The organism is Rhizobium sp. YAF28 (assembly GCF_052113285.1).
GTDB lineage: Bacteria > Pseudomonadota > Alphaproteobacteria > Rhizobiales > Rhizobiaceae > Rhizobium.
Genome location: NZ_JBFRCX010000001.1, coordinates 285974 through 299714, shown reverse-complemented (window position 1 = coordinate 299714; position 13741 = coordinate 285974). Strand labels below are relative to the sequence as shown.

Annotated in this window: 10 protein-coding genes; 5 read left to right on the top strand and 5 right to left on the bottom strand. The window is 62.4% G+C overall.

The features are described 5' to 3' along the window. Positions 1-37 precede the first annotated feature (37 nt). Together AB4Z13_RS01600 and AB4Z13_RS01595 are read right to left on the bottom strand one after the other, a co-directional pair. Positions 38-433: a hypothetical protein gene (locus tag AB4Z13_RS01600; RefSeq protein ID WP_442205600.1), complete on the bottom strand. Its 396-nt coding sequence runs from the start codon at positions 431-433 to the stop codon at positions 38-40. 230 nt (positions 434-663) lie between these two features. Beyond that, a complete protein-coding gene (locus AB4Z13_RS01595; RefSeq protein WP_442205599.1) occupies positions 664-1563 on the bottom strand; it encodes a LysR family transcriptional regulator in 900 nt (299 codons plus the stop codon). A gap of 179 nt (positions 1564-1742) precedes the next feature. Here AB4Z13_RS01595 and AB4Z13_RS01590 point away from each other — a divergent pair, with 179 nt between their 5' ends. Then, a complete protein-coding gene (locus AB4Z13_RS01590; protein WP_310388648.1) occupies positions 1743-3077 on the top strand; it encodes an MFS transporter in 1335 nt (444 codons plus the stop codon). A 43-nt stretch (positions 3078-3120) separates the two neighbouring features. On the opposite strand, the gene AB4Z13_RS01585 is transcribed toward AB4Z13_RS01590, so the two are convergent. Continuing rightward, entirely contained in the window at positions 3121-4086 is a 966-nt protein-coding gene (locus AB4Z13_RS01585) for a LysR family transcriptional regulator (protein WP_442205598.1), read from the bottom strand. A 126-nt stretch (positions 4087-4212) separates the two neighbouring features. On the opposite strand from AB4Z13_RS01585, the gene AB4Z13_RS01580 reads away from it, so the two are divergent. Further along, positions 4213-4737: a YybH family protein gene (locus AB4Z13_RS01580; RefSeq protein ID WP_442205597.1), complete on the top strand. Its 525-nt coding sequence runs from the start codon at positions 4213-4215 to the stop codon at positions 4735-4737. An 84-nt stretch (positions 4738-4821) separates the two neighbouring features. Here the strand turns inward: AB4Z13_RS01580 and AB4Z13_RS01575 are convergent, their stop codons facing one another. Next, entirely contained in the window at positions 4822-5700 is an 879-nt protein-coding gene (locus AB4Z13_RS01575) for an alpha/beta fold hydrolase (RefSeq protein WP_442205596.1), read from the bottom strand. 86 nt (positions 5701-5786) lie between these two features. Here AB4Z13_RS01575 and AB4Z13_RS01570 point away from each other — a divergent pair, with 86 nt between their 5' ends. Both AB4Z13_RS01570 and AB4Z13_RS01565 read left to right on the top strand, forming a co-directional pair. Further along, positions 5787-6389, top strand: a complete 603-nt coding sequence (locus tag AB4Z13_RS01570) for a TetR/AcrR family transcriptional regulator (RefSeq protein WP_442205901.1) — start codon at positions 5787-5789, stop codon at positions 6387-6389. Between the two features lie 263 nt (positions 6390-6652). Beyond that, the gene (locus tag AB4Z13_RS01565) at positions 6653-9145 is read left to right on the top strand and encodes an arylsulfatase (RefSeq protein ID WP_442205595.1); all 2493 of its coding nucleotides are present in this window, start codon (positions 6653-6655) and stop codon (positions 9143-9145) included. Positions 9146-9271: 126 nt separating this feature from the next. Here the strand turns inward: AB4Z13_RS01565 and AB4Z13_RS01560 are convergent, their stop codons facing one another. Further along, positions 9272-10510: an alpha-D-ribose 1-methylphosphonate 5-triphosphate diphosphatase gene (locus tag AB4Z13_RS01560; RefSeq protein WP_442205594.1), complete on the bottom strand. Its 1239-nt coding sequence runs from the start codon at positions 10508-10510 to the stop codon at positions 9272-9274. A 376-nt stretch (positions 10511-10886) separates the two neighbouring features. On the opposite strand from AB4Z13_RS01560, the gene AB4Z13_RS01555 reads away from it, so the two are divergent. Beyond that, positions 10887-13640 carry a helix-turn-helix transcriptional regulator gene (locus AB4Z13_RS01555; protein WP_442205593.1) on the top strand — a complete coding sequence of 918 codons (2754 nt, stop codon included), beginning with the start codon at positions 10887-10889 and terminating at the stop codon, positions 13638-13640. Positions 13641-13741: the final 101 nt, after the last annotated feature.

The window sequence follows — 13741 nt, the reverse complement described above, 5'->3', positions numbered from 1 at the left end:
CATGGGCAAACTTAGCCTCTATCACAGAAGCCGGAGATCAGAGTAACCACGCATCGTCCCTGCTGCCGAGCAGGCTCCGCCCCTTGCGCTCCGCCTCGTCTTCGTTTGCCGCAAAGACGATCGCAAAACCAAAAGCCTTTCCGGCAGTCGCCGCCGCAATCTTGATCGCGGCCGACGTCGGCCTGCCGCAATCGATGACGATCATGCCCCGGCAATAGGCCCTCATCCGGTCCTTGATCCTCTTGAAAAACAGCGCTCGCTCCTTGCGCTCCTCCTGCGTCTCCTCCTCGTGATCGTCAGGCGCGTGATCCGTGACCAGCACGAACGGCCGCCGCTCCTCCAGCAGGGCTTCGATCTGATCATTGATGGAGGTCTCGGCGTCAGCGTTGGTGCGGATGAAGACGACGGGGAGACGGGAACGATCCAGAAGCATGGGCAGCGGCCTTTTCGAAATGGAAGCAAGTGAGGCGAGACTAGCATTCCGGGCGGGAGCCGGATTTCGCGAAGCTGCCAACAAATGCCGGGGATCGGCCAAGTTTTGGGCAAGTGCGATGGGTGAAGCTTGCCGTGACGCATGAGGCCGTGGAGAGCAAGGCGCACATGGCGACTGACAGCGTCTGCCTTGCGCAGATACCCGGCCTTCTCCAATTATCGAATGCGCACTCAGTTCATTGACTTGAACGTCTCAAAGATCAGCGCTCTCAGCCAACGATGAACGGGATCTGCATCCATCCGCGGGTGCCACGCCTGGACGATGTCGAATCCCGGCACGGCTACCGGCAGGTCAAACGTCCTGATCTGGCTTGTTGCGGCGGATTTACGATAAGAATTCGGAATCGCGCCGATCAAATCGGATGCCGCCGCAACTGCGATCACCGCTGGAAAGCTTGGCACGATCAGTCTGACATCGCGGTGGACGCCGAGTTCGGCGAGCGCCCTGTCGACCGGACCGGCAAAATCCGCGTGCGGTGAAAAAAGTACGTGGCCCCAGGCGGCATAGCTCTCGACCGTGATCTCATCTGCATCGAAAATCGGGTGTCCTGTCCTTGCAAGACCCACATACCGGTCTTCGAAAAGGGTCTGGCAACGCAGTTCCCCGCTCTCCGTCGGCAGGACGCCGATATCCAGATCCACGGCCGCGTCTCTCAAGGATTGAACGTCCTTGTCCGATCGCGGCGCAAATCGAAGCCTTATCCCTGGTGCCGCGTTCGCCACAGCAGCGCTCAGGCCCGCGGCAAAAATAAGCACGAACGCCTCATTGGCACGGATGGTGAAATCGCGGCGCACCTCGCGGATTTCCACGGTCGACGGCGGACTGAGCACCGCTTTCACAGCTTCTTTCAACGAATGCACGTCTTCGGCAATCGCCAGGGCATGGGGCGTTGCGACCATGCCGCGCCCGGCCGGCACAAGGATCGGATCGCCGAGCGCAGTCCTCAAGCGTGACAGCGTCCGGCTCATGGCTGATGTACTGAGGCCAAGCCGACGCGCGGCGGCCGATACGCTTCTCTCGCGCAACAGCGCATCCAGTGCCACCAGGAGGTTGAGGTCGAGATCGGGCATGACTCCATTTACTCACGCATGGCGTTTCATGCAACAGTTGTTTGATTTCGTTGCGTCTGGCGCTCGCAGTCGGCAAGGCCTAACTAGTCGTCCATCCGATAACGATTGGGAGTTTCTCAATGTCCCTCGCCTCCACCGTACCGATTTCTCAGGATGGCCCGGCATCGCCTAGACAGTACATGGCCATCGCACTCATCCTTCTCTCAGCTGTTCTTGTCGTTCTGGACGGCGCCATTGCCAACGTCGCCTTGCCCTCGATCGCGCTCTCGCTGCACGTGGAAGCGGGCAGCACCGTATGGGTCGTCTCAGCCTATCAGCTGGCCGTGCTGGTCGCCCTTCTTCCGTGTGGCGCGCTCGGGGAAATCTATGGCGCGCGGCGGGTCTTCCTGATCGGCGTCGCACTGTTCACCGCGGCTTCGGCTGCCTGCGCCTTCGCCGGTGACCTTTCCTTGCTGGTCCTTGCCCGTTTCGCGCAAGGCCTCGGCGCGGGCGCGATCATGGCGCTTGCCATGATGAACCTGCGCTCAGCCTTGCCGCAGCACATGCTGGGTCCGATCATCGGAATCAATGCAATGGTCATCGCAATTTCTTCCGCTGCCGGTCCAGGCATTGCCGGCGCCATTCTTTCCGTCACGACCTGGCCCTGGCTCTTTGCGGTCAACATACCGCTCGGCATCATTGTACTTCTCAGCGGCGGTCTGCTGGGCAAGATGCAGGGCACGAACCGAAAGCTGAACACCAAGGCCTTGCTGGCCAACACATCGATGTTCATCCTCTTCTTCTGCGGCACCGACCGGATAGCAACTGCGCCGGCAAGTGGCGCGGTCCTCATTGCCGCCTCGGTAGCTTGCCTTGTCATACTGCTGCGCCTGGAACGCAACAGCGACGCCCCGATCATTCCGACCGATCTCCTGGCGGCACCTGCATTCCGCGTGGCGGTGATCGCATCGGTATCCTGCTTCTGCGGCCAGATGCTGAGCTACATCGCGCTACCCTTTTATCTCCAGCACAGGTTGCACATGACTCCGGTTCTGGCCGGTCTCTACATGATGCCCTGGCCGGTTGCGACCGCGATCATCGCGCCATTTTCGGGACGTCTGGCAAACCGCGTCAAGACCGCATGGCTTTGCGCGACAGGCGGCGCACTGCTGGGTGTCGGCCTCCTTGTGGCAGCTCTCTGCCCACCCGATCCGAGAGGTATTGCCTTTCTGGTCGGCACGGTGATTGCCGGCCTGGGTTTCGGCCTGTTCCAGACGCCGAACAACCGCATTCTGCTTCTCTCGGCTCCGAAATCCAGAAGCGGCGCGGCAGGTGCCATGCAGGGCACCGCACGGCTTCTCGGCCAGACCCTGGGCGGAATCTTCATGTCGCTCATCTTCGCGACATTGCCGCTCTCCGCCGCGCTCGAGTTTGCGGTCGTCCTGTCGGCTGGCTGCGCGGCAATTGCCAGCCTGGTCAGCCTGAGCCGCGCCCGCTACGAACTGGCGGGACAATCTGGAGAGAGCAGTCGATGAGCATTCTGTTCGCCAGGGGCCGAAAGCATTCGTTCGTTCCTGGTCAGACCGATCCCGCAGAACCCTCAACCTCACACGCCGATAGCAGCATCCCAAACAGCCAACTCAGGCCGGCATCCATCATCGCCGCGCGCGGGGCAACGGCACTCAGCCGGAAACGCGGCAGCGGCAAAGGCGCATCCACCGTCACCAGGCCGAAGCGCGGCGCGTAGAGTGCGGCGAAGCGACGGGGGACGGCAGCAAGCATGTCGCTCTCGCCGGCGATGGCGAGCGCGAACATGAAATTCGGCACCGTCAGCGCCATCCGCCTGTTCAAGCCCCGCTGTTCAAGCGCCGTGTCGACGAAGCCGTGCGGATCACCACCAAGCGAAACGACGAGGTGGCGCATCCCTAGATAGCGCTTGAGCGTCGCCGCCTGCGCGAAAGGATGGCCGGCGCGCATGGCAATGACGAAATCCTCTTCGTAGAGCGTGAGACTGTGAAAGCGCGCCGGGATATCATCGGCGGGCACCACCGCGATATCCATGGCGCGGGCTTCCAGATCGCCAAAAGCATTGCGCCAGGCCCGCGCAGGCGCGCTTTCGCCCTGCTCCGGTAGCAGCTGGCGTATGCTGATGTCGACCTCAGGCGCCGACTTTGCCAATCCGGCAAGCAGCGCCGACAGGAAGACCGCGGAAACGCCATCCGGCGCCCCGAGCGTGAACCGGCGGCTCGACCTTGCCGGATCGAACGGCTCGGCCGTCGCAATCACGCTTCGCACCCTGGCAAGGATCTCGGCAACCGGCGCGGCAAGCTCCATCGCGCGAGCCGTTGCGACCACGCCTCTGGGCGTCCTCACGAACAGCGGATCGTTGAGCATTCGCCGCAGGCGCCCAAGCCCGTGGCTGACGGCTGACGCTGAGATGTTCAGCCGGTCGGCGGCGCGGCCGACATGGCCCTCCTCGATAACGGCTTCGAAAAGCACGAGGAGATTGAGATCGGCGCGCGAGAGATCAGTTTCATTCAGCATATCGCTGAAATCATATCATTGGCTTCAGCACCGGCAAACTGGCATTTCTGAAGCATGCAGGCGGCTCCGCAGCCGCGCTTCCGAACTCCAGGCTAGCAAAGGACCAAGCTAGCAAAGGAAAATATCATGTCACCGTCTCGACGATCCCTTCTCGTTGCCGGCACCGCCGGCCTTGCCTCCCTTGCCGGCAATGTCGGCGACGGCAACGCGGATATGCCGGCAGCAAATCTTGCCCGGATATCGGAAGAGGCCAATGCCGCGCTGATGCGCGGCGATGTCGATACCTACCGGGCGCTTGTGCCGCGCACGCAGGACTTCACGCTGATGTCGCCCTTCGGCGGCACGCCATCGCGGGAGGCCGGCTTCACCGAAAAGACCTGGGATGGCATGCGGCAGTTCTTCAGGAACGGCACGCTGAAACAGGAAGTTGTCGAGACCTATGCCGGCACCGATATGATCGTGCTCGCCGTCATCGAGCGCGCCCATGTCGAAGTCGGTGGCCTGCCCGCGCAGGACTGGGCGCTGCGCGTAACGCTCGTCTACCGGCGGGAGGGCGGAGAGTGGCGGCTTGCCCATCGCCACGCCGATCCACTCGGCCATGCCATCACGCTGGAGCAATCGGCGGCGCTGGGGCGTGGGGCTGCATCTTGACGAATGTTTTGCGCCGAGAGCGGACAAGAGGGTGCGACAAAAGCAGAAAGGGAGCGAGCACCCTGCCCGCTCCCTATTCCAAATTCATTTGTCTGATACCGCGTCTCTGAACTTCGCCAGATCGCCATTGAAGCGCTGCGCCTCTTCCAGGAATGGCGCATGCCCCGACTTTGGATAGACTTTGGTCTGAACGGCCGGATTGAGCTCCCGCGCCCTTGCGATGCTCGGCTCGACATTGACCAGAACGTCCTTACCGCCATAGAGCAACAGAACCGGCACGCGTGCTTTAGGCAAACCGGCGGAAACGGTCATCGACGTGATGGTCCGCGTCATGATCCACGAGGCCATCGCGGCATTTGACAGCAGCCGTTCGAACGTCGCCGTATCCGGCTTCGTCTCGAAACACAGGCCAAGGAACGTCCTGACAGCATCAAGGTGCACCGTCAGGTCATCCGAAGCCATGCCCGCATAGACATCAGGATGCGATGTGATCAGCGCGGCGTTGAGTTCGATGACGCCGTCGACATAGACGATGCCGCCAAGGCCATCGTCTCCATATGCGGCAAGATAGTTGGAGAGAACGACACCGCCGAGCGACCAGCCGACCAGAACCGGATTTTTCGCGCCTGTCTCCTTGAGGACGGCCGAGAGATCGTCGGCCCAGCGGCGCCCGTCATGATAGGCCTCTGCATCATCGGGCTTGCCCGACAGGCCGTGGCCGCGCAGGTCATAGGTGATCAACCGATACTTCTGCAGATTGGCGCTGCCTACCTGCATGTCCCAGTTCAGATGGCTGCCGAGCAAGCCGTGGATGAAAACGATCGCCGGCCCGGCGGGATCGCCCGATTCCTGAACCGCGATCTCGACGCCATCAGGCGCCTTCACCGTATAATCCTTCTCCGCGCCCATCGCCGTGGAAGACAGGCCCATCAGCAGGACCACCACCCAAATTCCGCGCAACATTCGTATCATGCCAAAATCCTTATGTTTAGTGATCACTACAAACTAACGGCTTGCTTTTTGCTGTCAAGCAGTCTTTAGTGATCACTATGGATAAGGTTGTGAAAACACGTCGCGGCGGCCCGCGAACCTTCGACAGGGATCAGGCGATCGATATCGCCATGCGGCTCTTCTGGAGGCATGGATACGAGGGGGTCTCGCTGAACGACCTGACGGCCGCAATCGGCGTCGCGCCCCCAAGCCTCTATGCGGCTTTCGGCAGCAAGGCGGGGCTCTACCGCGAGGCGCTCAATCGCTATTTCGGCCTGCGGGGGCCGGTGTGGGATATCAGAACGGCCACGACCCTTCAGGAAACGATCGAGACGCTGCTGCACAAGGCGATCGACGCCGTTACCGACCCAGCCGGGGAGCGCGGCTGCATGATATCAAGCGGCTTGATCCAGTGCGGGCCTGATCATGCGGACCTGGCTCGCGAAACGGCAGAGCGGCGAAACACGATGCGGGAGATGATCGCAGAGACGCTCGGGCGATGGCTGGATCAGGAAAATGCGGTTTCGCTCGCCCGCTATCTCGTGGCCGTCCTGCAGGGATTGTCCGTCCAGGCATATGACGGCGCCTCGCGGCAGGAGTTGCGGCAGGTCTCGGATGAAGTCATAGCCGGTGTGCAGGCGAGAGCGTTAAAGGGCATCTAGCGGGGCTTTCGCCCACATCCGATAGCGCGGGTGCCGGGACGGAATAGAGTTCGCTCGGCGCCCTTCGCCGTAGTGATGAAACCCATCGGACATGCTATGCTACAACCAAGGCGTATCTGCTGTGGCCTCCATCTCGAGTTGATTTCGTTGCGTCGATGGCCAGGGCGAAAGGAGGGGGAGACCGATCTCGAGCAGCATTGTTCTCGTGGAAACCGCAATCGGCGGCGCTGACATGCCCACACCACAACTCGGGAGGATGTCTAATGATACGTGCAGCGCTTCTGGCCGCCTCCGCGGCCCTTTTTGCAGCCGTGCCTGCAAACGCTCAGCAGGTTACCGGGACGCTCGGCTCGCCCAACGCCACGACGACGATCGACGGGCGTTATCTCCCGCCGCCGCCGCAGCCGTTTGAGGGCACCATCAATCTCAACGCCTTGCAGTCCAAGCAGGCATGGCCAGCGCGTGTCGTGCCGCCAAGGGGCGCGCCAAATGTGCTCTTGATTATCACCGATGACGTTGGCTTTGGCGCTCCTTCGACGTTCGGAGGCGTCATTCCGACACCCACTCTGGATCGCATCGCCGCGGATGGCCTGCGTTTCACGAACTTTCACACAACATCGCTCTGCTCGCCGACGCGTGCGTGTCTCATCACAGGACGCAATCACCACTCAGAAGGCTTCGGAGTGATCTCGGAGCAGGCCACCGGCTTCCCCGGCTATGACAGTGTTCTTCCCAGGGACACCGCCACAATCGGCCGCATTCTGCTTGAGAATGGCTTCCGTACCTCATGGTTCGGCAAGGATCACAACACGCCGACCTATCAGACCAGCCAGGCAGGCCCGTTCAATCAATGGCCGACCGGCATGGGGTTTGAATATTTCTATGGCTTCATGGGTGGGGACAGCAGCCAGTGGTCGCCCATGCTGTTTCGCAACACCACGCAGATCGCTCCCTTTGTCGGCAATCCGCAATGGAACCTGATCACCGCCATGGCCGACGACGCCGTCGGCTGGCTGAACCAGTTGAATTCGATCGATCCGGCGATGCCGTTCCTGCTCTACTACGCGCCGGGGGGCACACACGCGCCACACCACCCGACGCCGGAGTGGATCGAGAAGGCCAGCGATCTTCATTTGTTCGACAAAGGCTGGAACGACGTTCGCGATCAGATCTTCGCCAACCAGAAAAGGCTTGGCGTTGTCCCGACGGACGCCCAGCTCACGCCATGGCCGGATATGTTGAAGAAGTGGGATAGTTTGTCGGCCGACGAAAAGAAGCTGTTCATTCGCCAGGCGGACGTCTACGCCGCCTACCTGATGTACACCGATCACGAGATCGGCCGTGTGGTCCAGGCCGTCGCGGACATGGGCAAGCTCGACAACACCCTGATCATCTTCATCAGTGGCGACAATGGCGCGAGCGCCGAAGGCACGATGAACGGCACCTTCGCAGAATTGGTTCCGTTCAATGGCATCAATCCGACCGTTGCCCAGAACTTGAAGTTTTACGACCAGTGGGGCAGCAACGAGACCTATCCCCACTATGCCGTTCCGTGGGCCTGGGCACTGGATACTCCCTTCAAATGGACGAAGCAGATCCCGTCCTTCTTCGGCGGCACCCGCAACGGCATGGCCATCTCCTGGCCCGCGCGCATTTCCGACAAGGGCGGAATTCGGTCGCAATTTCATCATGTGATCGACGTCGTGCCGACAATCCTTGAAGCGACTGGCGTTCCCGCACCGATCATGGTCGACGGCATAGCGCAAAAGCCGATCGAGGGCGTGAGCATGGCCTACACCTTCGACAAGGCCAATGCCGAGGCACCCTCACGACACCGCACGCAGTATTTCGAGATGATGGGGGCGCAGGGTCTATACGATGACGGCTGGATGCTGAGCGCAGTCCCCATCCGTGCTCCCTGGGAGCTCGCCGGCAAGGCGGTTGACGATCCCGCCACCGCCTTCAAGATGGAGCTCTATGACGTCCAGCACGACTGGACCCAGAACAACGACTTGGCCGCCGCCAATCCTGCGAAGGTCCAGGAGATGAAGGACCTGATGTTCGGCGAGTTTGCGAAGTACCAAGTCCTGCCGCTGGACGCTTCCGCTGCGACGCGCCTCGCTTCTCCGCGCCCGTCGGTCACGGCAGGAAGAAACGTATTCACCTATAAGCAACCGGTGACGGGCCTGCCGGAAAGCGTGGCGCCCAATCTTCTCAATACCTCCTACACGATCACCGCGGACATCGATGTGCCGCAAGGAGGTGGCGATGGCGCCATTGTTTCCCAAGGTGGACGGTTTGGCGGATACGGGATGTACCTGCTGAGAGGCAAGCCGGTCGTGACCTGGAACCTTCTCGGTCTTGACAGAATTCGTTGGGAAGGCCCCGAAGCGCTCTCGCCCGGCAAGCACACCGTCGAATTTGACTTCAAATACGACGGTCTTGGCTTCGCAACGCTTGCCTTCAACAACCTCAGCGGCATCGGTCGTGGCGGCACGGGAACGCTGACGGTCGACGGCAAGACGGTCGCAACGCAGGCGGTACAGCGTACCGTACCGCTGATCCTGCCGGTCGATGAGACTTTCGACATCGGCTCGAAGACCGGCACCCCGATCGATGACCGCGACTATCAGGTTCCATTCCCGTTCACCAGCAAGCTCGAGAAGCTGACGATCTCCGTCGAGCCTCCTAAGCTGACACCGGACGACGAGAAGAAACTTATGGAAGCCTATCGAAGCGGACAGGACGCGAAATAGTCTGCGTCCATCGCCGAGGGCCGCTTGGCCCTCGGTGCCGCTTTACGGTTTGGACGGGCCTTGATGCCGCTTCAGACGGCCTCTCGATCCCCGTCTCTCAGTCATCGATGACCGATATCGCCGCTATCAGGCGATCGCCAGTTCACCCGCGGGCGCTGCGCGATAGGCTTCCCGGCCGCCGACCCAGGTGCGGCGAACGGCGGGAGCAGCACCATCAGGCCAATCGACCAGCACGAGATCCGCCCGCTTGCCGACTTCGATGACACCACGATCGGCGAGACCGGAGGCGCGCGCCGGATTGCCTGACACGAGCGGCCAGAGCGCATGGAGCGGTGCCACGCCATCGGCCTTGAGCCTTGCAAGGCCGAGCAGCATCGCCGGGTAGTAATAGTCCGAGGCGAGAATATCGCAGAGCCCTTCGCGGATCATGTCGGCCGCGCCGATCGAGGCGAGATGGCTGCCGCCGCGCGTCGCGTTCGGTGCGCCGAAGACGATGAAGTCGCCGGCATCGCGGGCGGCCCGCGCCACCCGCCGGTTCATCGGGAATTCGCAGATCCTGGCACCGCGGAGACGGAAGAAATCGCGCGTTTCGATCTGGCTGTCGTCATGCGACAGCATCGGTGCGCCCGCGGCCTGGCCGAGCGCTGCCACTTCCTCGATTGCATCAGGCACCTGCGGCCGGCGCTCCCACATGCTGCGCACGAGCGCCACCATGTCCGCCACCGGGATTTTCGCCCGCTTGGCGCGCTCCCCCATCTTCTCGACAAAGCCGGGCGTTTCGGGATCCACTGTCGGGAAGGCCGGATCGAGGTCGAAGGGCCGTTCCTGCAGCGGCGTCGAAGGATGCAGCATCGCCATCGACGTGTGGTCGTTGAAGGCAATCGACGGCAGGCGCGGACCGGCAAGCGCCTCGCGAATGAGGTCGATCGCCTCGAAGCAGAAGGTCTCCCAGCGCAGCTGCACGCGATTGTCCACCGTCAGCCGGGGCGTGAGCGCGTCGAGCGCACGCACGATGGCATAGCCGGTTTCGACCGACCGCAGCCCAGGCTCCCAGCTGAGCGTCAGCGCGTGATAGGCCGTGGCGATGCCGTTGGCAGCAAGCTGGCGGTCGGTTTCGAGCAGCGCGGCAGCGACCGGCAGCATGGTGCCGGGTCGCGGCATGACCTGCCGCTCGAAGGCATCGCCGTGAATGTCCACGAAAGCGGGACCGAGCAGATGGCCGCGTCCATCGATAGGATCCGCCCCGTCGCGCGCACCGTCGATATCAGTGATCCGGCCGTCTTCGACACGCACGGAGGCGGTCTCCAGACGGTCGCCGAAAACCACGGTTGCGCCCTCGATAATCACTGCCGGATTGTTTTGCATGGGTCTCATTCCGAAAAAAAGAGGCGCAGCAGCTGAGTCCCTCGACAGGCTGCGCGCAGGCCGCCGCTTCTAACCAGCGGATATGACAAATTTGCGAACGTCGCTGTGCGTTGGCACTATTTGATCGCATGCGGCAGCGCTCATTCCTCCTCGCCTCAATCCGGGCTCCTCTTGCCGGGTGGAAGCTGCTTTACGGATATGTCTGTGAATGGCACGCTCGATGACAAGGCAACGCTTCGGCAGTTGCTGAACCATAGTCCGGGATTCGATCCGTTTGCATTCCTCCGCGCGGATCAGAGCAAGCGGCGTTAAATTAATGGCCAAGCAGTCGGGAAAGATCGGGTCGCCGCGGCGCAGACAACGCAAGGGCGCCCCCGTGCGGTCTACACTCGTCTCCCGGCCTGAATTCCTGCAAGGCCGGGATCGGGACATTGCCCTGATCGACAAGATGATCGCGCGGATCGATCAGGGCGGATCGACGCTCGTGATCAGCGGCGAGGCCGGGATTGGAAAATCCGCGCTCCTCGAGCAGGCCAGGCATCGGGCCCGCGAGCGCGACCTAACGGTATTGAGCATGACCGGCGTTCTGGCCGAGGTTCATCTGCCCTTCGCAGCGCTAGAGCAGGCGCTCCGCCCGCTGATGAAGGAGGCCGTCAACCTGGTCCCCCGTCAGCGATCTGCCTTGTTCTCCGCTTTCGGCATGCATGATGACATGGGCGCACCCGACATCTTTCTGGTGGCGCTCGCAGCACTGTCCCTTCTGACGGAAAGTGCGGCACGCAGGCACATCCTGCTCATCGCCGACGACGTCCAGTGGCTGGACGAGGCGACTTATGAGGTGCTGGCCTTCATCTCACGCAGGCTGAGTTCGGATCCTATCGTTCTGTTCGTGGCCATGCGCGATGGCTTCGAGCGCCTGTTTGACGATCCCTCCCATCTGCGGCTTCGGCTTTCGGGGCTCGGCGAAGCCGATGCCGAGCACCTGCTGGACGCCCATGCGCCTGATCTTTCGGCCGACCTGCGCAGCCGCTTCCTCCAGGAGGCCGCGGGCAATCCCCTCGCCCTCCTGGAACTGCCGCGCGACAGGCGAGCGGCTGATATCAGGGATACGACATGGCTTCCACTGACGGAGCGCCTGGAACGCGCCTTCTCGTCCCGGCTGACCGATCTTCCCGCTGCAACCCGGATGCTGCTGTTCGTGGCGGCGGAAAACGACGGGACATCGCTCCACGAAATCCTGCGCGCGGGCAAAGCCGTGTTGGGCGAAGAAGTGGATGTCAGTACTCTGACGCCCGCCATTGCCGCCAGGCTGATCGACCTTGACGAAACGGAGGTGCGGTTCCGGCATCCGCTGGTGCGTTCGGCAATGCACCAGGCGGCAGATCTGGCGACGCGGCACCGGATCCATGCCGCCCTTGCCGAGATCGTCCATGAAGAGCTGGACCGGCATTTGTGGCATCGGGCGGCGGCAACGATCGGACCGGATGAGGAACTGGCGGGCGAATATGATGCCATGGCCGGCCGGGCCCTGCGCAAAGGTGCGGTCGCCATGGCAATCGAAGTTCTCGAAAAGGCGGCGGCGCTGAGCGGTACACCGCGAGCCAGGAGCGACCGTTTCTTGCGCGCCGCCGAGCTTGCCGCCGATCTCGGCCAGCCGGACCTGCTGGAGCGACTGCTGCGCCAGGCCAATGTCAGCGAGCCCGATCCTGTTGCATCGGCGCGGATCGGCTGGTGCCGCGAGATGGGTCAGCCTCCGATGGTCAACGACCCCACGAAAATCCCCAGTCTGGTTGGCCTCGCCGCTGAGGCCCATGCTGCTGGCGCCACGGATCTGGCAAGCAACCTGCTCTGGCGCGCCGCGCAACGCTGCTGGTGGAGCAATGCGGATGGGGATCTTCGCAAAACCATCCTGAAGGCGGCAAATAAGCTGAAATTGCCCGACACCGATCCACGCCTGATCGCCATATCCGCTTACGTCGAGCCGCTTCATCTCGGGAGCGAGATATCAGGCAAGCTCCAGCAGCTTGCCGGCACGAGCGGCGGCAATCCGGTCGCGGCGCGCATTCTCGGCAGTACGGCCAATGTCATCGGCGCCTTCGACCTTGGCGTCGGTTTGCTCACCTATTCGGCTGCCGCCCTGCGCGATCAGGGGCGCCTCAGCGACCTCGCGCGCGTGCTTTTTGCTCAAGCCTGGGCAGAGATGGAAGTCGGCGACTGGACGGGCGCGATGCGGGAGGCCGAGGAATCCGTTCGCTTCGCCGAAGAAACGGGAGGAACGCTCTGGATTGCCGCGGCCACGATCGTCAAGGCGAGGCTTGCGGGCATGATGGGCAATCTGGACCAGTCACAGGCCTATGCGGCCCAGGCAGAACGCCTGGTCGTCTCGGTCGGCGCGAGTTTCCTGCTGGCAATGCTGCAGATTGCACGCGGCACGGCCGCCATCGGCGCAGGCCGGCATTGGGAGGCCTATGAGCATCTGCGGCGTCTTTTTATCCCTGCCGATCCGGCATTCAATTCCGGCCTGCAATTCTTCGGTCTCGCTGATTTCGTGGAGGCCGCAGTCTTCTCCGGACATGCCGAAACGGCCGAGGAGGTGATCGAGGAGATGCAGCGTGTCGCCGGTCCGTCGCCAGTGCCGTGGGTCGAAACGATGCTCTCCTACGGCAAGGCACTGCTCGCAGCACCTGCGGAAGCCGAGCGGTTCTATCTGCAGGGTCTCGGGCCCTGCGCAAGCAAATGGCCTTTCCTGAGGGGACGTCTTCTGCTCGCCTATGGCATATGGCTGCGCCGCCAGCGTCGGTCCGCCGATGCGAGAGCGCCGCTACGCGAGGCCCGTGACATCTTCGATGCGCTGAGCGCCCTGCCCTGGAGCGAGCGTGCGCGCGAGGAACTGCGCGCTTCGGGAGAAGCGAGCCGCAAGCGAACCGAATATGTCTGGGAGACGCTGACCCCACAGGAGCTTCATATCGCCCAGCTTGCCGCCGAGGGTCTGTCGAACAAGGAAATCGGCGCCAGGCTCTATCTGTCGCACCGGACGGTCGGCTACCACCTTCATCGCATCTTTGCGAAGACCGGCGTCACGTCGCGCTCGGGGCTGCGTCCCATTGACGCCATCACGCCTGAAAGCTGACCACCGACCTGTCACCGGAGTGGTCACCAGTCGCCAGACTGGTCATTTGACAGAAGCGGAAGCTTCCGGCCGGGGGCTACCAATGCGGCTGCGTGCAACCT